Annotated in this window: 37 protein-coding genes and 1 tRNA gene; 8 read left to right on the top strand and 30 right to left on the bottom strand. The window is 67.2% G+C overall.

What is annotated here, in order from left to right; all coding sequences use genetic code 11:
• Positions 1-7: 7 nt before the first annotated feature.
• The 9 genes from D1610_RS03760 to D1610_RS03720 form a co-directional block, all read right to left on the bottom strand.
• Positions 8-1,024, bottom strand: a complete 1,017-nt coding sequence (locus D1610_RS03760; RefSeq protein ID WP_118862739.1) for an aldo/keto reductase — start codon at positions 1,022-1,024, stop codon at positions 8-10.
• Positions 1,021-2,196: a 4-hydroxybenzoate 3-monooxygenase gene (gene pobA, locus D1610_RS03755; protein WP_182466681.1), complete on the bottom strand. Its 1,176-nt coding sequence runs from the start codon at positions 2,194-2,196 to the stop codon at positions 1,021-1,023. The genes D1610_RS03760 and pobA overlap by 4 nt, the downstream gene beginning before the upstream one ends.
• Positions 2,193-3,134: a Gfo/Idh/MocA family oxidoreductase gene (locus D1610_RS03750; RefSeq protein ID WP_118862737.1), complete on the bottom strand. Its 942-nt coding sequence runs from the start codon at positions 3,132-3,134 to the stop codon at positions 2,193-2,195. The genes pobA and D1610_RS03750 overlap by 4 nt, the downstream gene beginning before the upstream one ends.
• Positions 3,131-3,997 carry a class III extradiol dioxygenase subunit beta gene (locus tag D1610_RS03745; protein ID WP_118862986.1) on the bottom strand — a complete coding sequence of 289 codons (867 nt, stop codon included), beginning with the start codon at positions 3,995-3,997 and terminating at the stop codon, positions 3,131-3,133. Before D1610_RS03745 ends, D1610_RS03750 begins: the two co-directional genes overlap by 4 nt.
• A complete protein-coding gene (gene ligA / locus D1610_RS03740; protein WP_118862736.1) occupies positions 3,997-4,407 on the bottom strand; it encodes a protocatechuate 4,5-dioxygenase subunit alpha in 411 nt (136 codons plus the stop codon). The genes D1610_RS03745 and ligA overlap by 1 nt, the downstream gene beginning before the upstream one ends.
• Positions 4,404-5,309 carry an amidohydrolase family protein gene (locus D1610_RS03735; protein ID WP_118862735.1) on the bottom strand — a complete coding sequence of 302 codons (906 nt, stop codon included), beginning with the start codon at positions 5,307-5,309 and terminating at the stop codon, positions 4,404-4,406. The genes ligA and D1610_RS03735 overlap by 4 nt, the downstream gene beginning before the upstream one ends.
• A gap of 154 nt (positions 5,310-5,463) precedes the next feature.
• Positions 5,464-6,489: an amidohydrolase family protein gene (locus D1610_RS03730; protein ID WP_118862734.1), complete on the bottom strand. Its 1,026-nt coding sequence runs from the start codon at positions 6,487-6,489 to the stop codon at positions 5,464-5,466.
• Positions 6,486-7,358, bottom strand: a complete 873-nt coding sequence (locus D1610_RS03725; protein WP_118862733.1) for an NAD(P)-dependent oxidoreductase — start codon at positions 7,356-7,358, stop codon at positions 6,486-6,488. Before D1610_RS03725 ends, D1610_RS03730 begins: the two co-directional genes overlap by 4 nt.
• Before the next feature lie 71 nt (positions 7,359-7,429).
• On the bottom strand, positions 7,430-8,623 hold the full coding sequence (locus tag D1610_RS03720; protein WP_118862732.1) for a LysR family transcriptional regulator: 1,194 nt from the start codon (positions 8,621-8,623) through the stop codon (positions 7,430-7,432).
• Positions 8,624-8,716: 93 nt separating this feature from the next.
• Between D1610_RS03720 and ligK the strand changes: the two genes are divergently transcribed.
• Complete coding sequence (gene ligK, locus D1610_RS03715; protein ID WP_118862985.1) at positions 8,717-9,391, top strand: 4-carboxy-4-hydroxy-2-oxoadipate aldolase/oxaloacetate decarboxylase; 675 nt, start codon at positions 8,717-8,719, stop codon at positions 9,389-9,391.
• Positions 9,384-10,439: a 4-oxalomesaconate tautomerase gene (locus D1610_RS03710; RefSeq protein WP_118862731.1), complete on the top strand. Its 1,056-nt coding sequence runs from the start codon at positions 9,384-9,386 to the stop codon at positions 10,437-10,439. The genes ligK and D1610_RS03710 overlap by 8 nt, the downstream gene beginning before the upstream one ends.
• Positions 10,440-10,646: 207 nt before the next feature.
• Here D1610_RS03710 and D1610_RS03705 read toward each other — a convergent pair.
• A tRNA-Ser gene (locus D1610_RS03705) sits at positions 10,647-10,736 on the bottom strand.
• 121 nt (positions 10,737-10,857) lie between these two features.
• Between D1610_RS03705 and hspQ the strand changes: the two genes are divergently transcribed.
• From hspQ to D1610_RS03675, 6 genes are all read left to right on the top strand, one after another.
• Positions 10,858-11,223: a heat shock protein HspQ gene (gene hspQ / locus D1610_RS03700; protein ID WP_118862730.1), complete on the top strand. Its 366-nt coding sequence runs from the start codon at positions 10,858-10,860 to the stop codon at positions 11,221-11,223.
• Positions 11,224-11,362: 139 nt separating this feature from the next.
• A complete protein-coding gene (gene rplU, locus D1610_RS03695) occupies positions 11,363-11,866 on the top strand; it encodes a 50S ribosomal protein L21 (RefSeq protein WP_118862729.1) in 504 nt (167 codons plus the stop codon).
• A 6-nt stretch (positions 11,867-11,872) separates the two neighbouring features.
• The gene (gene rpmA / locus D1610_RS03690) at positions 11,873-12,142 is read left to right on the top strand and encodes a 50S ribosomal protein L27 (protein ID WP_118862728.1); all 270 of its coding nucleotides are present in this window, start codon (positions 11,873-11,875) and stop codon (positions 12,140-12,142) included.
• A gap of 168 nt (positions 12,143-12,310) precedes the next feature.
• On the top strand, positions 12,311-12,868 hold the full coding sequence (locus tag D1610_RS03685) for a GNAT family N-acetyltransferase (protein WP_245941968.1): 558 nt from the start codon (positions 12,311-12,313) through the stop codon (positions 12,866-12,868).
• A 36-nt stretch (positions 12,869-12,904) separates the two neighbouring features.
• Positions 12,905-13,609 carry an SDR family NAD(P)-dependent oxidoreductase gene (locus tag D1610_RS03680; protein WP_118862727.1) on the top strand — a complete coding sequence of 235 codons (705 nt, stop codon included), beginning with the start codon at positions 12,905-12,907 and terminating at the stop codon, positions 13,607-13,609.
• Positions 13,599-14,507, top strand: a complete 909-nt coding sequence (locus D1610_RS03675) for a 50S ribosomal protein L11 methyltransferase (RefSeq protein ID WP_118862726.1) — start codon at positions 13,599-13,601, stop codon at positions 14,505-14,507. The genes D1610_RS03680 and D1610_RS03675 overlap by 11 nt, the downstream gene beginning before the upstream one ends.
• A gap of 5 nt (positions 14,508-14,512) precedes the next feature.
• Here D1610_RS03675 and D1610_RS03670 read toward each other — a convergent pair whose 3' ends face one another.
• The 20 genes from D1610_RS03670 to rplB all read right to left on the bottom strand — a co-directional run bounded on the left by D1610_RS03670 (position 14,513) and on the right by rplB (position 25,466).
• Positions 14,513-15,055 (bottom strand): SRPBCC family protein, encoded by a 543-nt coding sequence (locus D1610_RS03670; protein ID WP_118862725.1) that lies wholly within the window; start codon positions 15,053-15,055, stop codon positions 14,513-14,515.
• Between the two features lie 44 nt (positions 15,056-15,099).
• Positions 15,100-15,747 (bottom strand): adenylate kinase, encoded by a 648-nt coding sequence (locus D1610_RS03665; RefSeq protein WP_118862983.1) that lies wholly within the window; start codon positions 15,745-15,747, stop codon positions 15,100-15,102.
• A 47-nt stretch (positions 15,748-15,794) separates the two neighbouring features.
• Entirely contained in the window at positions 15,795-17,159 is a 1,365-nt protein-coding gene (gene secY / locus D1610_RS03660) for a preprotein translocase subunit SecY (RefSeq protein ID WP_118862724.1), read from the bottom strand.
• Between the two features lie 313 nt (positions 17,160-17,472).
• Positions 17,473-18,006: a 50S ribosomal protein L15 gene (gene rplO / locus D1610_RS03655; protein WP_118862723.1), complete on the bottom strand. Its 534-nt coding sequence runs from the start codon at positions 18,004-18,006 to the stop codon at positions 17,473-17,475.
• Positions 18,007-18,199: 193 nt separating this feature from the next.
• On the bottom strand, positions 18,200-18,391 hold the full coding sequence (rpmD, locus tag D1610_RS03650) for a 50S ribosomal protein L30 (RefSeq protein ID WP_245941967.1): 192 nt from the start codon (positions 18,389-18,391) through the stop codon (positions 18,200-18,202).
• Positions 18,392-18,396: 5 nt separating this feature from the next.
• Positions 18,397-19,104 carry a 30S ribosomal protein S5 gene (gene rpsE / locus D1610_RS03645; RefSeq protein ID WP_118862721.1) on the bottom strand — a complete coding sequence of 236 codons (708 nt, stop codon included), beginning with the start codon at positions 19,102-19,104 and terminating at the stop codon, positions 18,397-18,399.
• Position 19,105: 1 nt separating this feature from the next.
• Positions 19,106-19,462, bottom strand: coding sequence for a 50S ribosomal protein L18 (gene rplR, locus D1610_RS03640; RefSeq protein WP_118862720.1), 357 nt, complete (start codon positions 19,460-19,462; stop codon positions 19,106-19,108).
• Positions 19,462-19,995 carry a 50S ribosomal protein L6 gene (rplF, locus tag D1610_RS03635; RefSeq protein WP_118862719.1) on the bottom strand — a complete coding sequence of 178 codons (534 nt, stop codon included), beginning with the start codon at positions 19,993-19,995 and terminating at the stop codon, positions 19,462-19,464. The genes rplR and rplF overlap by 1 nt, the downstream gene beginning before the upstream one ends.
• Positions 19,995-20,390, bottom strand: a complete 396-nt coding sequence (gene rpsH / locus D1610_RS03630; protein ID WP_118862718.1) for a 30S ribosomal protein S8 — start codon at positions 20,388-20,390, stop codon at positions 19,995-19,997. Before rpsH ends, rplF begins: the two co-directional genes overlap by 1 nt.
• Positions 20,391-20,402: 12 nt before the next feature.
• The gene (rpsN, locus tag D1610_RS03625) at positions 20,403-20,708 is read right to left on the bottom strand and encodes a 30S ribosomal protein S14 (protein ID WP_118862717.1); all 306 of its coding nucleotides are present in this window, start codon (positions 20,706-20,708) and stop codon (positions 20,403-20,405) included.
• Between the two features lie 173 nt (positions 20,709-20,881).
• Positions 20,882-21,472: a 50S ribosomal protein L5 gene (gene rplE / locus D1610_RS03620; protein WP_118862716.1), complete on the bottom strand. Its 591-nt coding sequence runs from the start codon at positions 21,470-21,472 to the stop codon at positions 20,882-20,884.
• Entirely contained in the window at positions 21,465-21,785 is a 321-nt protein-coding gene (rplX, locus tag D1610_RS03615) for a 50S ribosomal protein L24 (protein ID WP_118862715.1), read from the bottom strand. The genes rplE and rplX overlap by 8 nt, the downstream gene beginning before the upstream one ends.
• Positions 21,785-22,153: a 50S ribosomal protein L14 gene (gene rplN, locus D1610_RS03610; protein ID WP_118862714.1), complete on the bottom strand. Its 369-nt coding sequence runs from the start codon at positions 22,151-22,153 to the stop codon at positions 21,785-21,787. The genes rplX and rplN overlap by 1 nt, the downstream gene beginning before the upstream one ends.
• Positions 22,154-22,323: 170 nt before the next feature.
• The gene (rpsQ, locus tag D1610_RS03605; RefSeq protein ID WP_118862713.1) at positions 22,324-22,596 is read right to left on the bottom strand and encodes a 30S ribosomal protein S17; all 273 of its coding nucleotides are present in this window, start codon (positions 22,594-22,596) and stop codon (positions 22,324-22,326) included.
• Positions 22,597-22,606: 10 nt separating this feature from the next.
• Entirely contained in the window at positions 22,607-22,816 is a 210-nt protein-coding gene (rpmC, locus tag D1610_RS03600; protein WP_118862712.1) for a 50S ribosomal protein L29, read from the bottom strand.
• A gap of 1 nt (position 22,817) precedes the next feature.
• Entirely contained in the window at positions 22,818-23,252 is a 435-nt protein-coding gene (gene rplP / locus D1610_RS03595; protein WP_118862711.1) for a 50S ribosomal protein L16, read from the bottom strand.
• A gap of 11 nt (positions 23,253-23,263) precedes the next feature.
• Positions 23,264-23,959: a 30S ribosomal protein S3 gene (gene rpsC, locus D1610_RS03590; RefSeq protein ID WP_118862710.1), complete on the bottom strand. Its 696-nt coding sequence runs from the start codon at positions 23,957-23,959 to the stop codon at positions 23,264-23,266.
• Positions 23,959-24,336 (bottom strand): 50S ribosomal protein L22, encoded by a 378-nt coding sequence (gene rplV / locus D1610_RS03585; protein WP_118862709.1) that lies wholly within the window; start codon positions 24,334-24,336, stop codon positions 23,959-23,961. Before rplV ends, rpsC begins: the two co-directional genes overlap by 1 nt.
• Complete coding sequence (gene rpsS, locus D1610_RS03580; RefSeq protein ID WP_029936458.1) at positions 24,337-24,612, bottom strand: 30S ribosomal protein S19; 276 nt, start codon at positions 24,610-24,612, stop codon at positions 24,337-24,339. It abuts the gene before it with no gap.
• A 2-nt stretch (positions 24,613-24,614) separates the two neighbouring features.
• Positions 24,615-25,466 (bottom strand): 50S ribosomal protein L2, encoded by an 852-nt coding sequence (gene rplB, locus D1610_RS03575; protein WP_118862708.1) that lies wholly within the window; start codon positions 25,464-25,466, stop codon positions 24,615-24,617.
• Positions 25,467-25,469 lie beyond the last annotated feature (3 nt).

Genomic DNA, 25,469 nt, shown 5'->3' with positions numbered 1-25,469 from the left:
CCCCTGCCTACGCCGCTTCGAGCTCTTCGTCGGGCAGCAGCTCGGTGTCGATCTGCGCCTGCGCGCCCGCCGGGTAGCGCGCGCCGCTGATCGCGCCCGGCGCGAAAATCTCCTCGATCTCACCGAGCGCCGCCTCGTCGAGCGAGATCGACGCCGCAGCGACATTTTCCTCGAGATGCGCAATCCGCCGCGTGCCGGGGATCGGCACGACGTGATCGCCGCGCGACAGCAGCCAGGCGAGCGAGAGCTGCGCGGGCGCGATGCCCAGCCTTGCCGCGAGCGCATCGAAACGGTCGACCACCGCCAGATTGTGGCGCAGGCGATCGCCCATGAAGCGCGGCATGGTGAGGCGAAGATCATGCTCGGTGTAATCGTCGCCGCGGACCGCGCCGGCGAGCAGCCCGCGCGCGACCGGCGAGAACGCCACGAATGCGATCCCCAGCCGCCGGCAGGTCTCCAGCACCGCGACCTCGGGATTACGGACGGCGGGCGAATATTCGCTCTGCACCGCCGCGATCGGGTGAATGGCATGCGCCCGCTCGATGGTGGCCGCCGACATCTCCGAAAGGCCGATCGCGCCGATCTTGCCGGCTTCCTTCGCGCGGACCAGCGCGCCGACCGAGTCCTCGATCGGCACACGCCGGTCGAGGCGGTGGAGATAGAGAAGGTCGATATGATTGGTGTTTAGACGTTCGAGCGAGCCGTCCAAGGTGCGTGCGATGGCTTCGGGCGAACCGTCGAGCCCGCGCTTGCCGTCATAGACGTCGAGAACGCATTTGCTCGCCAGGGTGAATTCGGCGCGGCGGTGCATCACCGATCTGGCGATCAGCCGCTCGTTCTTGCCGAAGCCGTAGAGCGCCGCGGTGTCGAGCAGCGTCACGCCCAGATCGAGCGCGCGGTTGAGCAGCGCCGCGCCGTCCTCCTCAGAGGGCGGCACGCCGTAGGCGTGGCTGAGGTTCATGCAGCCGAGGCCGATCGCGGAGACGCTGAACGGGCCGAGCGGGCGGGTCGGAAGATCGGTCATAACGGCAACCCCACATAGTTTTCCGCGATCGCGGTCTGCATCGCGCGCGAGCCGGCGACATAATCGAGCTCGGCGACCTGCATGCGGTGCTCGAACGCGCCCTCATCCGGAAAGCGGTGCATCAGCCTGGTCAGCGACCAGCTGAACCGCTCCGCCTTCCATATCCGCTCCAGCGCTCTGGCCTGGTAGCCGGCGAGGCCGCTCTCGTCATCCCGGGCGAGCCGGGCGATCAGCGCATCGGCGAGATAGACGACGTCGGACGCGGCGAGGTTCAGCCCCTTCGCCCCGGTCGGCGGCACGATATGCGCGGCGTCGCCGGCGAGGAACAGCCGCCCGCGCCGCATCGTCTCGAACACATAGGAACGCAGCGGCGCGATCGATATCTCGAGCGCCGGGCCGCGCACCACCGGCCGGTCGGCGAGCGGGGTGAAGCGACGTTCGAGCTCGTCCCACAGCCGATCCTCGGGCCAGTCCTCGACCCGATCGGTCAGCGGCACCTGGATATAATAGCGGCTGCGCGTGCGCGACCGCATCGATGCGAGCGCGAAGCCGTCCGCGGTGTTGGCGTAGATCAGTTCGGGATGGCATGGCGGCACGTCGGCGAGGATACCCAGCCAGCCGAACGGATAGGCGCGCTCGAACTCGGCCCCGGCACCGATCGCCTTGCGCGAGGGCCCGTGGAACCCGTCGCAGCCGGCGATGAAGGCGGCGTCGAGCCGCCGCGCCGCGCCGTCCGCGACATAGGTGACGAAGGGCGCGTCGCTTTCGATGTCGTGCAGCTCGACATCCTTCGCCTCGAATATGATCTCCAGCCCGCGCTCGGGCGCGGCCTCTATCAGATCGCGTGTGACTTCGGTCTGCCCGTAGACGGTGACGTGCTTGCCGGTCAGCGCCTTCAGATCGACGCGGATGACCTGATCGTCGGTCGCCAGGTTGAAGCCGTCCTCGACCAGCCCTTCCGCGTTCAGGCGCGCATCAATGCCCAGCCGGCGCAGCAGATCGGTGGTCACCGTCTCCAGCACCCCCGCGCGAATGCGGCTTTCGACATAGGCGCGCGACTGGCGTTCGAGGATGATGCAGTCGATCCCCTCCGCGCGCAGCAAATGGCCGAGCAGCAGCCCGGCCGGGCCGGCGCCGATGATCGCGACCCGCGTTCGCGCCGGCTTCGTCACGCCGCCGCCAATTGCTGTTCCAGCTCGCCGAGCACGCGGTAGCAGGGCAGCACCTGCGCCACGCTGGAGTTCGGCTCGCGCCCTTCGCGGATGGCGGCGACGAACTCGCGGTCCTGCAGCTCGATGCCGTTGTTCGACACCGCGACGCCGGCGAGATCGACCGGTTCCTCCCTGCCCGTCACCAGATCGTCGTAGCGCGCGATCCAGGTGCCGGTGTCGCAGATGTAGCGGAAGAAGGTGCCGAGCGGCCCGTCATTGTTGAACGACAGGCTGAGCGTGCAGATCGCGCCGCTTTCTGCCTTCAGCTGGATCGACATGTCCATCGCGATGCCGAGATCGGGATGGACCGGCCCTTCGACCGCGTTGGCCTTGACGATGGGTCCGGCCTGATAGGCGAACAGATCGACCGTGTGCGCGGCGTGGTGCCACAGCAGATGATCGGTCCAGCTGCGCGGCTCGCCCTTGGCGTTCATGTTCTGGCGGCGGAAGAAATAGGTCTGGACGTCCATCTGCTGGACGCGCGCCTCGCCCCCCGCGAACTTCGCATGGAGATACTGGTGGCTGGGATTGAAGCGCCGCGTGTGTCCGACCATGCAGGTGAGCCCGGTTTCCTGCTGCTTCTTCAGGACCGCCTCGCTGTCCGCCCAGCTATCGGCGAGCGGGATTTCGACCTGGACGTGCTTGCCCCCGTCCATGCACTGGATCGCCTGCGCGGCGTGCATCTGCGTGGGCGTGCAGAGGATCACCGCGTCGACATCCTGCTGCAATGCCTCGGCAAGGTCGGTGCAGGCATGGCCGATGCCGTATTTCGCGGCGACGGCCCGGGTCGGCTCCAGCCGGCGGCCGACGAGGCTGACGACCTCGACGCCGTCGATGTTCCTCAGCCCGTCCAGGTGCTTTTCGCCGAATGCGCCGGCGCCGGCGAGGGCGATCTTCATGGCTTGCTCTCCGTAGAATTCGGTGCGCCGGGGCGCAGCACGATGTGCCCGACCGCGGTGTTGCTCGCCGGGACGTGGTAGAAGCGATTGAGCTCCTCGGCATGCTCGCCGAGCGCGCCGCGCATGATGAGCCACATGACCAGCTCGATCCCTTCGCTGCCCGCCTCGCGCAGATATTCGATATGCGGCATGTGCCTGAGCGCCGCCGGATCGGCCGTCAGCCTGTCGAGGAAGGCGGTGTCCCACGGCGTGTTGATCAGGCCGGCGCGCGGCCCCTGGAGCTGGTGGCTCATGCCGCCCGTCCCCCAGATCTGGACGTTCAGATCCTCCTCGAAACTCTCGACCGCGCGCGCGATCGCCTCGCCCAGCGCCCAGCAGCGATTGCCCGAGGGCGGCGGATAGGTGACGACGTTGACCGCGAGCGGGATCACCCTGACCGGCCACGCCTCCGGCTGGCCGAACATCAGGCTCATGGGCACGGTCAGGCCGTGATCGACGTCCATCTCGTTGATGATCGTCATGTCGAATTCGTCGAGGATCAGGCTCTGCGCGATGTGCCAGGCGAGATCGGGATGCCCCTTGACCACCGGCACCGGCCGCGGCCCCCAGCCTTCATCGGCCGGCGCGAATTCCTCGCCGCAGCCGATCGCGAAGGTCGGGATGATCCGCATGTCGAAGGCGGAAGCATGGTCGTTATAGACCAGGATGACGACGTCGGGCTTTTCCGCGGCCTCGAACGCCTTTGCCCAGTCATAGCCGGCGAAAACCGGCTTCCAGTAATCGTCCCCCGTCTTGCCGTTGTCGAGCGCGGCGCCAACGGCGGGGATGTGGCTGGTGGCGATGCCGGCGGTGATGCGGGCCATCAGCATTTCTCCCTGATCGAACGGACGCCCTCGGGCGAGCGGCCGCCGGCGATCATCATCGCCTGATAATCCTCCGGGCTCATCCCCGTCATCGTGCCGACCGCCTGGAGGAAACTCTTGCCGTCGGTCGAGAAGACCTTGGCGAGGAAATAGATGTTGCCCCCCAGATCGAGGCAGCGGTTGTAGTCACGGTCGAGGATCGCCTGCTTCTGCTCCCCGCTGAGCTTCCATTCGTCGAGATAGGCGCGTTCGTCGGCCTTGAAGCGGGCGCGGTTCTCCGGCTTCATCAGGCTCATCGCGAACTGGTTCATGTGATAGCCCTGCCGCGCGCGCTTCGCGGTATAGACGCGCGTTCCGGGGATATCGTCGAACTCCGCCAGATAGGCGTGGATGTCGCGCGGTGCGTTCATGCCGCCTGCTCCTCAGGCCAATAGAGGCGCATCGGATTGTCGACGAGCAGCTTGCGCCGCAGCTCGGCGGTGGGCGCGATGCGCGGGATCATGTCGACCAGCCAGCCGTCATCCGGCATGTGGCCGACCATGGCGAGGTTGGGATGGGGCCAGTCAGTGCCCCAAAGCACGCGATCGGGGAAGCGTTCGACCACGCTGCGCGCGAACGGCACGAAATCGTCATAGGTCGGCGGGCCGGACTTCGACAGCCGCTCGGGACAGGTCACCTTCGACCAGACATTCTCCCGCTCCATGAAGCGCAGGAACTGCGCGAACTCGGGGCCGTCGGCGGATTTCGTGACGTCGGGCCGGCCCATGTGATCGACCACCACCGTCGTCGGCAGCGAGGTGAAGAAATCCCATTTCTCGGCGAGGTCGGCCGCCTCGAAATAGATGACGATGTGCCAGCCGAACTCGGCGATCCTGTCGATGATAGCCCGATAATAGGCATCGGGCTTGGGATCGACGAGACGCCTGACATAGTTGAACCTGACCCCGCGAACGCCGGCTTCGTGCATCGCCGCAAGCTCGTCGCGGGTGATGTCGGCGCCGACCGTCGCGACGCCCCGCGCCTTGCCCTCCGAATGGATCAGCGCATCGACCATCGCGGCGTTGTCGGTCCCGTGGCAGGTCGCCTGGACGACGACGTTGCGGCTGAAGCCGAGCAGGTCGCGCAGTGCGAAGAGCTGCTCGCGCCCCGCGTCGCACGGCGTGTATTTGCGCTCGGCCGCGTAGGGGAAGGCGTCGCCGGGGCCGAAGACGTGGCAATGCGCATCGACCGCACCCGGCGGCGGCGTGTAGGCCGGCCTGGTCGGGCTGGGGTGGAAGGGCAGCCAGTCGGCGTCCATGGCGAAGGCGCTCATGCAATCCTCCCCACTTGTGGGGAGGGGGACCATCGCGCAGCGATGGTGGAGGGGGTAGGCCGGCAAATGTGAGGCTGCGTCGGGAGGCACGCCCCCTCCACCATGCTTCGCATGGTCCCCCTCCCCGTGCCGGGGAGGAACTGAAGGAGCCCCTTCACAGCCCCCGCGCCTTCAGCTTCGCGTCGAGCCGGGGGAATACGCGGCGGGCATTGCCCTCGTAGATCGCGTGGCGCTGTTCGTCGGTGATCGGCAGCGCGTCGACATAGCGCTTGGTGTCGTCGAAATAATGGCCGGTGGTGGGATCGATCCCGCGCACCGCGCCGACCATCTCGCTGCCGAACAGGATGTTCTTCGTCTCGATCACGCCGGCCAGCAGATCGATGCCCGGCTGATGGTAGACGCAGGTGTCGAAGAACACGTTGTTCATGACATGCCCGTCGAGCGCCGGCTTCCTGAGCATGTCGGCAAGCCCGCGATAGCGGCCCCAATGATAGGGCACGGCGCCGCCGCCGTGCGGGATGATGAACCGGAGCGTCGGGAAATCGGCGAACAGATCGCCTTCGACCAGCTGCATGAAGGCGATGGTGTCGGCGGCGATGTAATAGGCGCCGGTCGCGTGCATCGCCGGATTGCAGCTGCCGGAGACATGGATCATCGCCGGCACGTCCAGCGCGACCATCGCCTCGTAGAAGGGATACCAGAAGCGGTCGGTGAGCGGCGGATGCTCGAACCGGCCGCCTCCGGGATCGGGGTTGAGGTTGCAGCCGACGAAACCCAGTTCCTCGACGCAGCGGCGCAGCTCGGCGATCGATCCCGCCATGTCGGCCCTGGGGCTCTGCGGCAGCATGCAGACGCCCGCGAAGGTCTCGGGATAGAGACCGACGCAGCGCGCGATCAGATCGTTGTTGGCGCGCGCCCAGGCGATCGCCACCGCCTCGTCCCCCACATGCGGCGCCATCGCCGATGCGCGGGGGGAAAAGATCGTCATGTCCGCGCCGCGCTCGCGCAGCAGCCGCAGCTGGTTCGCCTCCAGCGTCTCGCGGATCTCGTCGTCCGTGATGGCGGGATAGGCGGGCGGCCTCTCGCCCGATTTGAACGCGGCCTTCTGCGCCTCGCGCCATTCGGAATGGGCGGCGGGCGCCGTGGTGTAATGGCCGTGGCAATCGATGATCAACGTCATGCCGCGCGCTCCCTGACCACCACCGGGCGAAGCGCTGCGAGCTTGGCGTCCAGCCCCTGGGGCGACGCGATGCCGAGACCGCCGATGGCGCGCTGACGCGCCGCGGCCGCCCGGCTCATCGCGCTGCCCGCGCCCAGCGTGTCGAGCATCGCCACCGCCTCGTCCATCTCCGCCGCGCGCCGCGCGCCGTGGACGATCATCCGGTCGAGATTATAATCGAAGCGCCGCGCCCAGTCGGCGCCCGGCCAACTCGCATCGAGCGAGGCAATCACCGCATCGCGCACGCCGGCGGCTTCTGCGGCGAGCACGCATTCGGCGGAAAGCGCCTCGATCCCCTTGACCATGATCGACCGGATCAGCTTGATCGCCGACGCCGCGCCAACCGGGCCATCGACAACGCTCACGCTGGCGAAGCCGATCGCGCGCAGCAGGGCTGCCCCCTCGGCTGCGTCGGGACCGCTCGCCAGCAACGGCACCGCGGCGCGCGCGGGATGGACCGGCGCCATCACCGCGACGTCGACATAGCGCCCGCCGCGCCGCGCGATCGCCTGCGCGGCGGCGCGCTTGGTGCCCGGGGCGACGCTGTTCATGTCGAACCAGAACGCATTCGTCGCGATGCCCTCGGCCGCCTCCGCCGCGGCGAGCGCCTGATCGGCCGTGACCAGAGACAGCGCGGCGTCGGCACCCGCCAGCGCGTCGCACGGGGACGCCTGCCCGGCCACGGCGTGCGAGGCGAACTCGGCCTGCTTGGCGGCACGCGTCTCCGCCGCGTCGGTCTTACGGTCATAGGCCGAAAGCGTGCCGGCCAGGGCGCCGGCGAAAGCTTGTGCGGCCTCGCCGAAACCGATCAGGGCGATGCGTCTCTCCATGTCGCGACTATCGCTCAGGGCACCGAACCGTCGCCAATCGGAACTGTCCGTCCGTTATCCAATTTCCGGAATTATGTCGTTCGGACGTATTCCTCGACGAGATCGACGAAGCGGGCCTGCAGCAGCGAGGGACGCCAGCCGGCGCGCGTGGTGAGCCCGATCGTCCGCCGCATCTCGCCGCGCGGCGGGCCGATCGGCGTCAGCAGCCCCGCCTCCACCTCCAGCGCGATCTGATCGGGCGAGAGCAGCGTCAGGCAATCGCTGTCGAGAAGGATGCCGCGGATCGTCATCACCGATCCGCACTCGATCGGCGCGGGCGGCGGAGGTCCTCCCGCGAACAACGCGCGCCAATGTTCGCGCAGCGGCGTGCCCGCCGATCCGACGATCCAGGGATAGCGGGCGAGCGCCGCGCGGTCGGGAACGTCGTCCCCGACGAGCGGATGCCCGGCCCGCGCCACCACCGCCAGCCGGTCTTCGAACAACGCCTGCTGTTCGAGGCCGACGGGTCCGGGCGGCTCGCGCAGGGCGCCGATCATCAGATCGATGACGCCGTCGCGCAGCGGCTCGACCAGCTCGCGCCACGATCCCTCGACCACGTCGACCGTCGCGCGGGGGGCGGCGCGGATCAGCGCGGCGATCGCCGCGGGCAGCAGCAGGGCGCGCGACAACGGCATCGCCCCGATGACGATGCGCCCGCCGAAGCTGGTGTCCGGGCTGAGCGCGGCGATTCCCGCGTCGATCTCGGCGCGCGCAAGGCGGATGCCGCGGGCGAGCCGTCTGCCCTCCCTGGTCAGCACTACCCCGCGTCCGCGCCGTTCGACGAGCGGCAGCGCGCCGAGCTGTTCAAGATCGCGCACCGCGCGGTGCAGCGCGGGCTGGGACAGGCCGGTGGCGCGCGCCGCCTCGACGAAGCTGCCGGCCTGGGCGAGCGCGAGGAAGGCGCGCAGCTGCGTCGCGGTCATCAGCCGATCGGGCCGGGTGAAGCCGCGTCCGCCGCGCGCCGCGCCGCGAACCGCATCCGCCAGATGCGCGAAGGCGAGATCGATCCGCTCGCTGAGCCCCGCCCCTTCCTCGGTCGCGACCATGCCGTCGGACCGGCGCTCGAACAGCCGCGCGCCCAGCTGCCGCTCCACCTTGGCCAACCCTTGCGTCAGCGCGGGCTGCGACAGGCCGGTCGCGCGCGCCGCCGCGCTCATGCTGTTGCGCCGCCCGATCAGCGGGATCGCGCGCAGGTGGCGCAGGTTGAGATCGAACATGTCGTTCATCGCCCTCCTATAGCGAAAACTTATCGCCCGGCGGCAAATTCCGATTTCCGCGCGCGAACGGCTGCTGGCAGGATGCGACCGAAGGAGACGGGCATGGCTGGACGGGTGGTGCGCACCATCGCGCGGGCGAAGGACGACGTGATCGACGGGCTCGCGGCGCTGGGCGTGGCGACCGTGCATGAGGCGCAGGGCCGCGTCGGGCTGCTCGCCAGCCGCATGCGGCCGATCTATCCCGGCGCGCGCATCGCCGGCAGCGCCGTGACGATCTCGGCCCCGCCGGGAGACAACTGGATGGTGCATGTCGCGATCGAGCAACTGACCGCTGGCGACATATTGGTGCTGGCGCCGACGAGCCCGTGCGAGGACGGCTATTTCGGCGATCTGCTCGCCACCTCGGCGATGGCGCGCGGCTGCTGCGGGCTGGTGATCGATGCGGGCGTGCGCGACGTGCGCGACCTGACCGAAATGGGCTTCCCGGTCTGGTCGAAGGCGGTGTTCGCGCAAGGGACGGTCAAGGCGACGCTCGGCAGCGTCAACGTGCCGATCGTCTGCGCGGGCGCCGCGATCGATCCGGGCGACGTCATCGTCGCCGACGACGACGGCGTCTGCGTCGTCCGCCGCGCCGATGCCGAAGCGGTGCTCGACGCCGCGCGCAAACGCGAAGCGGCCGAGACGGACAAGCGCGCGCGGCTGGCGGCTGGCGAGCTCGGGCTCGACATCTACGACATGCGCGGGCGGTTGGAGGCGATGGGGCTGCGCTATGAGTGACGGCGTGCCGTGCATGTGGATGCGCGGGGGCACGTCCAAGGGCGGCTATTTCATGAAGGAGGATCTTCCCGCCGACGATGCCGCGCGCGACGCCTTCCTGCTTCGCGTAATGGGCTCCCCCGATGCGCGGCAAATCGACGGGATGGGCGGGGCCGACCCGCTGACCAGCAAGGTCGCCGTCGTATCGCGATCCGAACGCCCCGGAATCGACGTCGATTACCTGTTCCTGCAGGTGTTCGTCGAGCAGGCGCTGGTGAGCGATCAGCAGAATTGCGGCAACATCCTTGCCGGCGTCGGTCCCTTTGCCATCGAACGCGGGCTGGTCGCGGCGGCCGATGGAGAAACGCGCGTCGCCATCTTCATGGAGAATACCGGGCAGATCGCGGTCGCCACCGTCCAGACTCCCGGCCGCATGGTCAGCTACACCGGCGACGCGCGGATCGATGGCGTTCCGGGCACGGCGGCTCCGGTGCCGCTCGCATTTCGCGATACGGCAGGATCGTCGTGCGGCGCCTTGTTGCCCACTGGCAACGTGGTCGACCAAATCGACGGGATACCCTGCACGCTGATCGACAACGGCATGCCCTGCGTTGTGTTCAAGGCGGCCGATGTCGGCGCGACCGGCTATGAGGACCGCGATACGCTCGATGCCGCGGACGATCTGAAGGCGAGGATCGAATCGATTCGGCTTCAGGCCGGACCGCGCATGAATTTGGGCGACGTGTCGGATAAGTCCGTTCCCAAGATGATGCTGGTCGCGCCTCCGCGAAGTGGCGGCGCGGTGACCGTTCGCAGCTTCATCCCCAAACGGGCCCACGCGTCGATCGGCGTGCTGGGGGCGGTCAGCGTGGCGACCGCATGCATGCTCGAAGGCTCACCTGCCGCCGCGGTGGCCAACATTCCAGCCGGCACCCGGAAAATCGTGCCGATCGAACACCCTACGGGTGAAATGAGCTGTGTGCTCACCGTGAACGATGAAGGATCGGTGGTCTCTTCGGCCTTGCTGCGAACCGCCCGCAAGTTGATGGATGGCTATGTCTTCATTTGATGCGGCCGCGCTTCCTCTGTCCTTAGATTTGGCGTTTCGTACTGCCGCGTCACTGAGCATCGAGGCCTCCGCAAATACAGTATCGAAGACCTCTCGGCGGATCGGAGGCTCGCGAACAGCTTCAATCGACTTATAGATTGAAAACGTCGATCTTCTGCGGAAACAGTCAATCCCCCAAGCCTGTTGCGAACCGCCACGCGGGGTGAATGGCGGAGAGGGTGGGATTCGAACCCACGGTACCCGCAAAGGCACAACGGTTTTCGAGACCGCCCCGATCGACCACTCCGGCACCTCTCCGCGAGGTTTGGCGGGGCCTGGGAAGGCGCCGCCGGGTCATGAGGGCGCGGCCTTAGCCCAATCGCGCGGCGCTATGCAAGCGGCCGCTTGTGCCTTCATCGCGATGACTTAAATAGGACGCATGAAGGCCCAGCACCGCATCATCGAAACCCCTGTCGCCCCGCCCGTATCGCACGCGCGCTTCGCGATCGGCGCGGTCGTGCGCCACCGGTTGCTGGCGTTTCGCGGGGTCATTTTCGACGTCGATCCGGTCTTCGCCAACACCGAGGAATGGTACCAGTCGATCCCCGAAACGATGCGGCCGAGCAAGGATCAGCCCTTTTACCATCTGCTCGCCGAGAACGCCGAATCGAGCTATGTGGCCTATGTCAGCCAGCAGAATCTGGTGATGGACGATGATGGCGAGCCGGTGGATCATCCGGCAATCGACAACCTGTTCGACTATGAAGGCGGCCGCTATCGGTTGAAGGCCGGTCACCGCCACTAAATGGCGGCCGGAAAACCGCTCAAGCGCGGTTGACAGAATCGCCGCACTTGCCTAGCAGCCACGCTTTCCCGCGCCGGTTCCGGCAACCCTTGTTGGTGCGCGTGCGGGTTGGAAGCAGTTTCGAAGGTAATTGACAGCCATGTTCGCAATCGTGCGCACGGGCGGCAAGCAGTATCGCGTCGCCGCCGGAGACAAGATCGTCGTCGAGAAGCTGGCCGGAGAGGCCGGTGACAGCGTCTCGCTGGGCGACGTCCTGCTGGCCGGCGACGGCGGCGACATGAAGGACACGAAGGGCCTGACGGTTTCCGCCGAGATCATCGCCCAGGCGAAGGGCGAGAAGGTCGTCGTCTTCAAGAAGCGCCGCCGGCACAATTACCGCCGCAAGAACGGCCATCGCCAGCAGCACACCATCCTGAAGATCCTGGCGATCGGCGAAGAGAAGAAGAAGGCCGCCCCGAAGACGGCGAAGGCCGACGAGGCGGCGCCCGCGCCGGTGACCGCCGAGGCCACGCCCGTGGCCGCGAAGCCCGCCGCCGAAAAGAAGGCCGCGGCGCCGAAGAAGGACGCCGCCCCCAAGGCGGCAGCGACCGAAAAGAAGCCCGCGGCGAAGAAGCCTGCGGCCAAAAAGACCGACGCGGAGTAATTCGAGATGGCACATAAGAAAGCAGGCGGCTCCTCGCGCAACGGCCGCGATTCGGCCGGCCGTCGCCTCGGCGTGAAGAAGTTCGGCGGCCAGGAAGTGGTCGCGGGCAACATCATCGTGCGCCAGCGCGGCACCAAATTCTATCCGGGCGCCAATGTCGGCATCGGCAAGGATCACACGCTGTTCGCGCTGACCGACGGCCGTGTCGCGTTCCACACCGGCAAGCTTGGCCGCAATTTCTGTTCGGTGGAAATTATGGCCGCGGCGGCCGAATAATCGGGCAACCAACCGGGTTGCCCACCAGGGTGACCCGGGGTTCCGCAATCGGAATCCGAAACAAGGGAGCGGGTCACCCCGGCTCCCTTTTTTCATGCTCCCTCCACGCTGACTGTCGCGCCCTTGTCACCCAATGCCGGCAAGGCGCGCGCAACGACCGGGAGAGTCATGATGTTCGTGCGTACCGAGAGGCTGTTGTTGAGACCGGGCTGGGCCGAGGACGCCCCTGCCCTGGCCAAGGCGATCGCGCGCGAGGATATCGTGCGCAACCTTGCCCGGGCGCCGTGGCCGTACCGTCCCTATCATGCCGAGGAGTTCCTCGGCATGGCCAAGCCGTTCCGCTTCCCCTCGCTGCTGGTGTTCGAGCGAACCGACGGCGCACCGCGCCTCGTCGGCAGCTGCGGCATCGGCAAAACCGACGAGGGCGGCGCGGAGCTTGGCTATTGGATCGCGGTCGACAGCTGGGGCCGGGGCTATGCAACGGAGGCGGCGCGCGCCGTCGTGGCCGCCGCGCGGGGTCTGGGACATCGGCGGCTGGAGGCCGGGCACTTCATCGACAATCCGGCATCTGGCCGAGTGCTGGAGAAAGTCGGCTTCCGCGCGACGGGACAGATCGTGCGCCGCTTCTCGCGCGGTCGCGCGGCCTCGGCCAAGTGCGCGACCTACACGCTCGACCTCAGCGAGGGCGATCGAACCGGCGACGACGACGTGCGCATGGCGGCATAGCTTGAATGCCGCGCCGATCCCGCTAACCGGTCAGGGATGGACCAGACCCATATCCTCCTGACCGGCAGCTCGCGCGGGATCGGCGCGGCGATCGCCGCCGCGCTCGACCGCCCCGGCGTGCGCCTGCAAGGCCATGGCACCGCGAGCGGTATCGCCGCGGATTTCGCCGATCCCGCCGCTCCGGCCGGATTGTGGACGCGGGCGCTCGACGCGCTTGATGGCCGCATCGACGTGCTGATCAACAACGCCGGTCTGTTCGAGGCCACCCCGCTCGATCTCGACCATGGGGACTGGGTAGCCGGCTGGGAGAAGACGCTGCGGATCAACCTGACCGCCGCCGCCGAGCTTTGCCGGCTGGCGGTACGCCACTGGCAGGATCGCGGTACCGGCGGCCGCATCGTCAATATCGCCAGCCGTGCGGCCTATCGCGGCGACAGCCCCGCCCACTGGCACTATGCCGCCGCCAAGGCCGGCATGGTCGGCATGACCAAGACGATCGCCCGAGGCTATGCGCGCGAGGGCATCCTCGCTTTCGCCATCTGCCCCGGCTTCACCATGACGGGGATGGCCGAGGACTATCTTGAAAGCCGCGGCGGCGAAAAGCTGCTATCCGACATCCCGCTCGGACGCGTCGCCATGCCTGACGAAGTGGCGAGCGCCGCCCGCTACCTGGCGCTGGAGGCGCCTGGATCGATGACCGGCGCAGTGATCGACATCAACGGAGCGAGCTATGTCCGATAGCTGGAAGCTCAGCCTGCCCTGCACCCGCGCGGAGGCCGAAGCGATCGAGGTGGATATGGGCGAGATCGCGATGCTCAAGCCGCCTCCGGTGCTGATGACCAGCGAGGAGGTGAGCGACGATCCCGAACGCTGGCGGCTCGACGCCTATTTCGACAGCAAGCCGGATTCGGCGACGGTGGCGGCGATCAAGGCGCTTGTACCGTCTGCGCGCAGGCGCGCGGTGCGGGCGGAGCGCGTGGCCGAACAGGATTGGCTGACGCTCAGCCAGGCAGGGCTGAAGCCGCTGACCGTAGGCCGGTTCCACGTCCACACCGCCGCCGATCCGGGCACGCCGCCGCCCGGCGCACGGCTGTTTCGCATCGAGGCGGGGCTGGCCTTCGGCACCGGCCAGCACGAGACGACCAGCGGCTGCCTCGCCATGCTCGACCGGCTGAAGCGCACCGGCGCGCGGGTGGAGAACCTGATCGATCTCGGCACCGGCACCGGTCTGCTCGCGTTCGCCGCGATGCATCTGTGGCCGCGGGCCTATGCCACCGCCACGGACATCGATCCGGTCGCGATCGACGTGACGGCGGAGAATGCCGGCGTCAATGGCGTGCGGCTGGGCCAGCGGCCCGGCAGCCTCGCGCTCGCGGTGGCGCCGGGGATCGTGCATGAGGCGATCCTGCGCCGCGCGCCCTACGATCTCGTGATCGCCAACATCCTGGCCGCACCGCTGATCGAGCTGGCGGAGGATTTCGCGAGCATCGCCGCCTCGGGCGGTCAATTGATTCTGGCGGGCCTGCTGAAAACCCAGGCGGCGGCGGTGGCGCGGGCCTATCGGCGGCAGGGCTATCGATTGGCCGCACGGATCGATCAGGGCGACTGGGCGATCCTGCGGATGGTGAAACGGCGGTAGGCCGCCTATTTCGCTTCCTCAGCGGCCGCCGGCGCGGCATCGATGGCGGCCTTGAGCCTGGTCAGCTGCTCGGTCAGCACGCGATCGACCAGCGGGGCGAAGGTCTCGCCGCCCTGGCGCATATAACCGCCCACCAGGTAGCTCATCGTGATGGTGGTCGCGCCGCCGCCCTCGCCCGGATCGACCTTCCAGGTCATCGTACCGGTGACCGCTTCGGCCTGCAGCGGCCCAAGCGCGCCGACCATGCGGATCATCCGCGGCGGTTGGACATAGACGATGTGCGCGTGCTCGATCGATCCCTTGTCCGGAGTGCGCTCGCAAAAGCAGCCGGTCGCCTGGGCATCGAGATAGAGCTTGGCGGCGTCGCCCGAATAGGTGTGCTCCGGGTTCCACCAGCGCTGGGGGCTGCGCAGCACCTCCCACGCCTGTTCGACGGGAACGGCAACGGTGACGGTCGATTCGATCTCGAAGCCCGCAGGCGTGGCCTGCTTCACTTCGGCGGCGGCCGGTGCGGCCAGGACCAACCCGGCGGCGGCGATCAATTTCATGGCGAATCCCCTGACCCGAACGGAACTAGAATAGCCGCGGCGGATCAACTGTCGAGGATCGCGTCGATCGCCTGGTGAACGGTGGCGATGTCGGCCATGCCGTCGACGCGGCGGACCAGCCCGCGCGCATCGTAGATCGGCAGGATCGGCGCGGTCTTCGCACGGTATTCGGCCATGCGGGTGCGCACGGTTTCGGCATTGTCGTCCGGCCGGCGCTTGAACTCGGTCGATCCGCAGACGTCGCACACGCCTTCGGCGCGGGGCTGCTTGTGCCTGTCGTGATAGCCTGTGCCGCAACTGGCGCAGGTGAAGCGGCCGGTGATGCGATCGACCAGCGCATCCTCGTCGACCTCGAGCTCGATCACGCAATCGAGCGCGCGGCCATGTTCGGCGAGGATCAGGTCGAGCGCCTCGGCCTGCGCGGCGGTGCGCGGATAGCCGTCGAAGATCGCGCCCTGGGCATCGTCCATCGACGCCAGCCTGTCGCCGATCAGCGCCGAGACGATCGCGTCCGAGACGAGCTCGCCCGCGTCCATGATCGCCTTCGCCTTGAGGCCGACCGGCGTGCCCGCCTTGACCGCGGCGCGCAGCATGTCGCCGGTCGAGAGCTGGACCATGCCGCGCTCCTCGACCAGCCGGCCGGCCTGGGTTCCCTTCCCCGCCCCCGGCGGACCCAGCAGGATGATGTTCATGCCGATGTTCCCCTGACCCCAATCTTCACGATCATCGCGCATATGACCTATCGGCGCGAACCTTTGAGCTTCGCCTTCTTGATGAGGTCGCCATATTGGTGGGCGAGCAGGTGGCTCTGGATCTGGGTGACCGTGTCCATCGTCACGTTGACGACGATGAGCAGGCTGGTGCCGCCCAGATAGAAGGGAATGCCCGCGCGCGCGATGAGATATTCGGGGATCAGGCAGATCAGCGTCAGATAGGCCGCGCCGACGACGGTGATCCGCGTCAGGACATGATCGAGATAGGCCTCGGTGTTCTTGCCCGGCCGGATGCCGGGGATGAAGCCGCCGTGCCGCTTCAGATTGTCCGCGGTCTCCTCGGGATTGAAGACGACGGCGGTGTAGAAGAAGCAGAAGAAGATGATGCCCGCGCCGTAGAGCGCCATGTAGAGCGGCGTGCCGTGCGTCAGATACTGGTTGAGCGTGATGACGAAATCGCCCCAGGCGCTTTCGCCGGGGGTGGTCTGGCCGGCGAACTGGGTGATGGTCAGCGGCATCAGCAGCAGCGACGAGGCGAAGATCGGCGGGATCACGCCGGCGGTGTTGATCTTCAATGGCAGGTGGCTGCGATCGGCCTGCATGTGGCCGCGCTGCGTCTGGCGCTTGGGGTACTGGATCAGCACGCGGCGCTGGGCGCGCTCCATGAAGCAGATGAACAGCACCAGCCCGGCCGCGACGGCGACGATGCCCGCGATCAGGATGGGAGACATGGTGCCGGTGCGGCCGCCTTCGAACAGATTGGCGAGCGTCGTGGGCAATTGCGCGACGATCCCGGCCATGATGATCAGCGAAACGCCGTTGCCGATGCCCCGGCTGGTGATCTGTTCGCCCAGCCACATCAGGAACATGGTGCCGCCGATGAGCGAGATGACCGCGGCGATGCGGAACAGCATGCCGGGCTCGACCACCGCGGCGATGCCCTGGCTGGCGCCGAACGCCTCCAGCCCGACGGCGATGAAATAGCCTTGGATCGCGGTCAGGCCGACGGTGCCGTAGCGGGTGTACTGGTTGAGCTTCTTGCGCCCCGCCTCGCCTTCCTTCTTGATCGCGGCGAGCGTCGGCGAGAGCGAGGAGGCGAGCTGCACCACGATCGACGCGGTGATGTAGGGCATGACGCCAAGCGCGATGAGGCTCATCCGCTCCAGGCTGCCGCCCGAGAAGGTGTTGAAGAAATCGAGCACGCCGCCGCGCGTGCCTTCATAGAGATTGGCGAGCGCGGTCGGATCGACGCCGGGCAGCGGCACGAAGCTCAGCAGCCGGAACACCACCAGCGCGCCCAGCGTGAACCAGATGCGCTTCTTGAGCTCGGTCGCCTTTGAAAAATTGGCCAGGCTGATGTTGGTGGCCATCTGATCGGCTGCGGATGCCATGTCGGTCTAAATTCCCGGAAACGAAAGCGGCGGAGCAGCGTTATTCACGCCCCCCGCCGCCATATAGGGTCCGAACCGCGCTTGTCTAAGCCCGTTTCGACAAAAGGATCGGCGGTTGATCACCGTGATCGTCATGGGCAGCTGCACCCAATCGCAATTTTCCCTACGGCAGAACCTCTGCACCCGTCGCCCCGGACGTGTTCCGGGGCCCATCTCACCACAAGCTCGATTTCCGCCTGGGGCACGATGGATGCCGGAACAAGCCCGGCATGACGATCGGGGGTGATGCAGATCACCATCCGCCGTATCCGGGTTACTTCTTCGCCGCCGCCTTCTTGGCGTCGCGGGTCTTGCCCTTCTTGGCGGCGGCCAGCTCGGCGCGCGGGGTGAACTGGATCACCTCGACCGAACCGCCGGCCTTCTCGACCGCCTCGACCGCGCCCTTGGACGCGCCGGCGACGAGGAAGCTGAGCTTCGCGGTCAGCTCGCCCTTGCCGAGCAGGCGGACGCCGTCCTTGCCGCCGCGCGCGAGACCGGCGGCCTTCAGCGCGGCGTGGTCGATCGTGCCCTTGGCGTCGAGCTTCTTGGCGTCGACCGCCTTCTGGATCGCGCCCAGGTTCACCTCGGCATGGTCCTTGGCGAAGATGTTGTTGAAGCCGCGCTTCGGCAGGCGCATGTGGAGCGGCATCTGGCCGCCCTCGAAGCCCGCGATCGAGACGCCTTCGCGGCTCTTCTGGCCCTTCTGGCCGCGCCCGGCGGTCTTGCCCTTGCCCGAGCCGATGCCGCGCCCGACGCGCATCTTGCTCTTGCGCGCGCCCGCATTGTCCTTGAGTTCGTTCAGTTTCATTGCACTCGCTTTCGCTTTTGTCGCGCTTTCAAATTAAGCCCCTCCCCTTCAGGGGAGGGGTTGGGGATGTGGGTTAGGGTAGTCTCTGTGAGACCTCCCCCTCTCCCAACCCAGTTTGGGGTAAAAATTACCCCGTAATTTTTAGGTCGTGCCGGGGGCACGACCGACCCCAAACTCCTGAAGGGGAGAGGGCTTATTCGCCCGCTACCGTCACCATGTGGCGCACCTTGCGGATCATTCCGCGCACTTCGGGGCTGTCCTCCAGCTCCGAGGTGCGGTGCATCTTGTTGAGGCCGAGACCGATCAGCGTCGCGCGCTGATCCTTGGTCCGGCGGATGGGGGAGCCCGTCTGGGTTATCTTGAGGGTCTTTTTCTCTTGGGCCACGCTCATTACTCCACGACCGCGGCCGCATCCGCCTCGGCGGTCTGCGAGCCGCCGCGGCCGAGCAGGTCGGCGATCTTCTTGCCGCGACGCTGCGCGACGGACTTGGGGCTGGACTGATCGGTCAGCGCCTCGAAGGTCGCCCGGATCATGTTGTACGGGTTGGAGGTGCCGATCGACTTGGTCACCACGTCCGCCACGCCCAGCGATTCGAACACCGCGCGCATCGGGCCGCCGGCGATGATGCCGGTTCCCGCGGGCGCCGAGCGCACATGCACCAGCCCCGCGCCGAAATGGCCGTTGCCGTCATGATGCAGCGTGCGGCCTTCCTTCAACGGCACGCGGACCATCGCCTTCTTGGCCGCGGCGGTCGCCTTCGAGATCGCCTCCGGCACCTCGCGCGCCTTGCCGTGGCCGAAGCCGACCCGGCCCTTGCCGTCACCCACGACGACCAGCGCCGCGAAGCCGAAGCGCTTGCCGCCCTTCACCGTCTTCGACACGCGATTGATGTGGACGAGCTTTTCGATCAGCTCCTCGCCGCCCTCTTCCGCGCCGCCGCCGCGACGATCGTCACGGCGTCCGCCGCGACCGTCACGGCCACGGCCGCCACGATCGCCGCCACGGCCGCCACGCGGGCCACGGCCGCGCGGAGCGTCTGCTGCGGGCGCATCGGCGGGAGCGCCGGGCTGCGACTGGATTTCGGTTACGTCGGACATATCAGAACTCCAATCCGCCTTCGCGCGCGGCTTCCGCCAGCGCCTTGACGCGACCATGGAACAGGAAACCGCCACGATCGAACACCACCTGCGTCACGCCGGCGGCCTTCGCCGCATCGGCGACGCGCTTGCCGACATCGGCGGCGGCTTCGGCGGTCGCGCCGGCCTTGCCGCGCACATCCTTGTCGAGCGTCGACGCCTGGGCGAGCGTCCTGCCCGCCTCGTCATCGATCACCTGCGCATAGATGTGGCGGCCCGAACGGTGCACCGACAGGCGCGGACGGCCGGCGCCGCGGGCGCGCAGCGCCGTGCGGTTGCGCCGCCGGCGCTTTTCGAAAAGTGAAAGACCCTTGGCCATTACTTCTTCTTCCCTTCCTTGCGGAAGATAAACTCGCCAGCGTACTTGATGCCCTTGCCCTTGTACGGCTCGGGCTTGCGCCAGCGGCGGATTTCGGCGGCCAGCTGGCCGACCTTCTGCTTGTCGGCGCCCGAGATCTCGACCGTGGTCTGATCCGGGGTCTTGACCTCAAGACCTTCGGGAACCTCGATATCGACATCATGGCTGTAGCCGAGCTGCAGCTTCAGCTTCCTGCCCTGCGCATTGGCGCGGTAGCCGACGCCCGAAATCTCCAGACGCTTCGAAAAGCCGTCGGTCACGCCCGTCACCAGGTTCTGCACCAGCGTGCGGTGCATGCCCCAGAAAGCGCGCGCGCGCTTGGTGTCGTTCGCCGGCTTGACGACGATCTGGCCGTCTTCGACGCCGTAGCTGATATCGTCGATCATCGACATGCTGAGCGTGCCCTTCGGCCCCTTGACCGAGAGCTGGCTGCCTTCCTTCGACGCGGTCACGCCCGACGGGATCGCGACCGGCTTCTTACCGATGCGGCTCATCAGAACACCTCCGCCAGCACTTCGCCGCCGACATTCTGCTCGCGCGCTTCGGCGTCGGAGAGAACGCCCTTCGGCGTCGAGACGATCGTGATGCCCAGGCCGTTGCGCACGCGGGGCAGTTCCTGCGAGCCCGAATAGACCCGGCGGCCGGGCTTCGAGACGCGGGCGACATGCTGGATCGCGGGCTGGCCCTCGAAATATTTCAGCTCGATGCGGATGCCGGCCGCGGGGCCCATCTGCTCTTCGCTGTAGCCACGGATATAGCCTTCGCGCTGCAGCACGTCGAGCACGCGGGCGCGCAGCTTCGACGCGGGCGACAGGACGCTGTCCTTGCGCGCGCGCTGGCCGTTGCGGATGCGGGTGAGCATATCACCCAGGGGATCGGTCAAAGCCATCTTCGCTAATCCTTACCAGCTCGACTTCGTGACGCCCGGGATCAGGCCCTTGTTGGCCAGATCCCTGAGCTGCACGCGGCAGAGGCGGAACTTGCGGTAATAGGCGCGCGGGCGCCCGGTGAGCTCGCACCGGTTGCGGATGCGCGTCGGATTGCCGTTGCGCGGAATCTCGGCCAGCTTGAGGCGCGCGATCAGACGCTCGGTATCGTCGAGCGACTTGTCGGCGGCCATCGCCTTCAGCTTCGCATAACGGCCGGCATATTTCTTCACCAGCTTCTTGCGACGCTCGTTCTTGTTGATCGAACTCAGTTTCGCCATGGACTTAAGCTCTCTTTTCTTTCTCTTCTCCCCCTCCCCATCAGGGGCGAGGGTCGGGGAGAGGGGCGGTGCCCCAGACCCCTATTCTTCGTTGCAGGAGAGGCGCCTCACTGCCCCTCTCCCTTCGCCGCTTCGCGGCTCTTCCCTCTCCCCTGAAGGGGAGTGGGTTGTATTCACGCGGCCTTCTTTTCTTCTTCGGCCTGCGGGAAGGGGAAGCCGAACAGGCGGAGCAGCTCGCGCGCCTCGTCGTCGGTCTTCGCCGTGGTGGTGACGATCACGTCCATCCCGCGCAGCTGCGTCACGCTGTCGTAGCTGATCTCCGGGAACACCAGCTGCTCCTTCAGGCCCATGGCGTAGTTGCCGCGGCCGTCGAACGACTTGGGGTTCAGCCCGCGGAAATCGCGCACGCGCGGCAGCGCGATGGTGACCAGGCGATCGAGGAACTCGTACATCCGATCGCGGCGAAGGGTGACCTTCACGCCGATCGGCATGCCTTCGCGCAGCTTGAACTGCGCGATCGACTTTTTCGCCTTGGTGATCACCGGCTTCTGCCCGGCGATCAGCTCCATCTCGGCGGCGGCCTGCTCGACCTTCTTCTTGTCCTGGGTCGCCTCGCCCACGCCCATGTTGAGCACGATCTTTTCAAGGCGCGGCACTTCGAGCGCGTTCTTGTAACCGAACTTGTCGGTCATCGCCTTGACGATCTTGTCGTCATAGATCTTGCGGGCGCGGGGCTTGTAGCCGCCCTGATCCTCTTTAGCCATTGATCGTCTCCCCGGACTTCACGGCCACGCGGACCTTCTTGCCGTCCTTGGTTTCAAAGCGGACGCGGGTGGGCTTGCCATCCTTGGGGTCGGCGATCGCGACCTTGGAGATGGCGAGCGGCGCCTCGACGCGCTCCAGCCCGCCCTGCGGATTCGCCTGGCTGGGCTTCCTGTGGCGCGTGGCGATGTTCACGCCCGAGACCACGACCTTGCCGTCCTTCGGCATCGCGCGGGTGACCTCGCCGGTCTTGCCCTTGTCCTTGCCGGACAGGACGACGACCTTGTCGCCCTTCTTGATCTTCGCGGCGCCCATCACAGCACCTCCGGCGCGAGCGAGATGATCTTCATGTGCTTCTTGCCGCGAAGCTCGCGCACCACGGGTCCGAAGATACGGGTGCCGATCGGCTCCTCGTTCTTGTTGACCAGCACGGCGGCGTTGCCGTCGAAGCGGATCGTCGACCCATCCGGACGGTGGATGTCCTTCTTGGTGCGCACGATCACCGCACGGTGGACGTCGCCCTTCTTCACGCGGCCGCGCGGTGCTGCTTCCTTGATGCTGACGACGATGATGTCGCCGACACCGGCCGTGCGGCGCTTCGAGCCGCCCAGCACCTTGATGCACTGCACCCGCTTCGCGCCGCTGTTGTCAGCGACCTCGAGATTGGACTGCATCTGGATCATCGATCCGGTTCCTTCCTACATGGGGTGGATACCGACCCAACCCCGCCTTGCTTCAAAGCCCTCTCCCCCACTTGCGGGGAGAGGGTTGGGAGAGGGGGAGTGTCTCACCGAGCTTGCGCCCGTGACCGCCCCTCTCCCCGGCCCGCTCCCCCTGAAGGGGAGAGGGAGAATTACGCTTCCGCCGCGACCTCCGCGGGGGTGGCGTGGGTGTTCACCCGATCGACCACCTTCCAGGTCTTGAGCTTCGAGATCGGCGCGGTCTCTTCGATGCGCACGGTCTCTCCGGCCTTGTATTCGTTCGCCTCGTCATGGGCGTGGTACTTCTTCGAGCGGCGGATGATCTTGCCGTAGAGCGGGTGCTTCACCTTGCGCTCGACATTCACCACCACCGTCTTGTCGGTCTTGTCCGAGACGATGATCCCGGTCAGCACGCGCTTCGGCATGTCTAAATCCTTACTTCGCGGCCGCGTCGCGCGAGCGAGCGGTCTGCAGAGTCTTGATGCGGGCGATGTCGCGACGGACCTGGCGCACGCGGGCGGGCTTCTCGAGCTGGTTGGTCGCCGCCTGGAAGCGGAGGTTGAACGCCTCGCGCTTCAGCTCGCCCAGCTGCTCGTTCAGCTGATCGTCGCTCTTGGTCTTCATGTCCTCGTGCCTTTTGGCCATCTCACTCGCCTCCCAGGTGCGCGGTGTCGCCGAGGCGGGCCACGACCTTGGTCTTGATCGGCAGCTTCATCGCCGCGCGGCTGAACGCCACCGCCGCGATATCGCCGGGAACGCCGTCCAGCTCGAACAGGATGCGGCCGGGCTTGACCCGCGCCGCCCAGAATTCGGGCGAGCCCTTGCCCGAGCCCATGCGGACCTCGGCGGGCTTGGACGAGACCGGCACGTCCGGGAACACGCGGATCCACAAGCGCCCCTGACGCTTGATGTGACGCGTGATCGCGCGGCGGGCCGCCTCGATCTGGCGCGCGGTGATCCGGTCCGGCTCCATCGCCTTCAGCCCGTAGGAGCCGAAGTTGAGGCTGGTGCCGCCGGGCGCCTTGCCTGAGATCCGGCCCTTGAAGGCCTTGCGGAACTTGGTCTTCTTTGGTTGCAGCATGTCCTAATTCCTCAGCGGGCCGGGCGGACGCCGGACGTCTGCGCTTCCATCATCAGCCGGTCCTGCGCGAGCGGATCATGGCCGAGGATCTCGCCCTTGAAGATCCACACCTTGACGCCGCAGACGCCGTAGGCGGTGTGCGCCTCGGCCTCGGCATAGTCGACATTGGCGCGCAGCGTGTGCAGCGGCACGCGGCCCTCGCGATACCATTCGGTGCGCGCGATCTCGGCGCCGCCGAGACGGCCGCCGCAGTTGATCCGGATGCCCTCGGCGCCGAGACGCAGCGCCGACTGCACCGCACGCTTCATCGCGCGGCGGAAGGCGATGCGGCGCTCGAGCTGGTCGGCGACGCCCTGCGCGACGAGCTTGGCGTCGATCTCCGGCTTCCTGATCTCGACGATGTTCAGCGACACGTCGGACGAGGTCATCGCGCCGAGGGTCTTCCTCAGCTTCTCGATGTCCGCGCCCTTCTTGCCGATGATCACGCCGGGGCGCGCCGCATAGATCGACACGCGGCACAGCTTGGCCGGACGTTCGATGACCACCTTGGAGATCGCCGCCTGCGGCAGGTTCTTCAGGATGTACTTGCGGATCTTCAGGTCTTCCAGGAGGAGACGGCCATAATCCGCGCCTTCGGCGAACCAGCGGCTGTCCCACGTCCGGTTGATCTGAAGGCGGAGCCCTACGGGATTGCTCTTCTGGCCCATTATGCGTCTTCCTCTTCGCGCACGACGATGCGCACGCGGCTGAACGGCTTCAGGATGCGCGTCGACTTGCCGCGGCCGCGGGTGGCGAAGCGCTTCATCGTGATCGACTTGCCCACGCTCGCCTCACGCACGATCAGCGCGTCGACGTCGAGATTGTGGTTGTTCTCCGCATTGGCGATCGCCGAGGCGAGCACCTTGCGGACGTCGGTCGCCATCGCCTTCTTCGAAAAGGCGAGGATGTTGAGCGCGTCACCGGCCTTCTTGTTGCGGATCAGCGCCGCGACAAGGTTCAGCTTCTGCGCCGAGCCGCGGACCTGGGTCGCGACCGCCAGCGCTTCCTTCTCGCCGACGCGGCGGGGGGCTGCCTGCTTGCTCATTTAACGCTTGCCCTTCTTGTCGGCGGCGTGGCCGGGGAAGAAGCGGGTGGGCGCGAACTCGCCCAGCTTCATGCCCACCATGTCCTCGTTGACCGAGACCGGCACGAACTTGCGGCCGTTATAGACGCTGAAGGTCAGGCCGACGAAATCCGGCAGGATCGTCGAGCGGCGCGACCAGGTCTTGATCGGCGCGCGCGCGTTGGTTTCCTGCGCGGTCTGCGCCTTCTTCAGGAGATGCAGGTCGACGAACGGACCTTTCCATACGGAGCGGGCCATGATTACCTCTTCTTCTTCGCGTGACGCGAACGGATGATCATCTTGTCGGTCGCCTTGTTCGACCGGGTGCGCGCGCCCTTGGTCGGCTTGCCCCACGGGGTGACCGGGTGACGGCCGCCCGAGGTGCGGCCCTCACCGCCGCCGTGCGGATGGTCGACCGGATTCTTGGCGACGCCGCGGGTCAGCGGGCGCTTGCCCATCCAGCGGCTGCGGCCGGCCTTGGCGAAATTCTGGTTCGCATTGTCCGGGTTGGAGACCGCGCCGACGGTGCCCATGCAATTGGCATGGATGTAGCGCTGCTCGCCCGAGTTCAGGCGGACCATCACCATGCCGCGATCGCGGCCGACGACCTGGGCGTAGGTGCCCGCCGAGCGAGCGATCTGGCCGCCCTTGCCCGGCTTCATCTCGACATTGTGGACGATGGTGCCGACCGGCATCTGGCCCAGCTCCATCGCGTTGCCCGGCTTCACGTCGGTCTTCTTGCCCGCGACGACCTTGTCGCCGACGGCGAGGCGCTGCGGCGCGAGGATATAGGCGAGGCGGTCCTTGCCGTCCTCACCCGCGCCATAGTTGACCAGCGCGATGAAGGCGGTGCGGTTGGGATCGTACTCGATCCGCTCGACGGTGCCGTCGACGTCCCACAGGCGGCGCTTGAAATCGACGATGCGATAACGCTGCTTGTGACCGCCGGCGATGCCGCGCGACGTGACATGGCCCTTGTTGTTGCGACCGCCGGTCTTGCGCTTGCCCTCGGTCAGACCCTTGACCGGACGGCCCTTGTACAGCGCCGAACGGTCGATCAGGATCAGGCCGCGCTGCGCGGGGCTGGTCGGGTTGTATTGCTTGAGCGCCATCGC

Origin of the sequence: Sphingomonas gilva (assembly GCF_003515075.1) — a bacterium.
Taxonomy (GTDB): Bacteria; Pseudomonadota; Alphaproteobacteria; order Sphingomonadales; family Sphingomonadaceae; genus Sphingomonas; species Sphingomonas gilva.
This window is presented reverse-complemented; position numbering and strand designations above follow the sequence as displayed.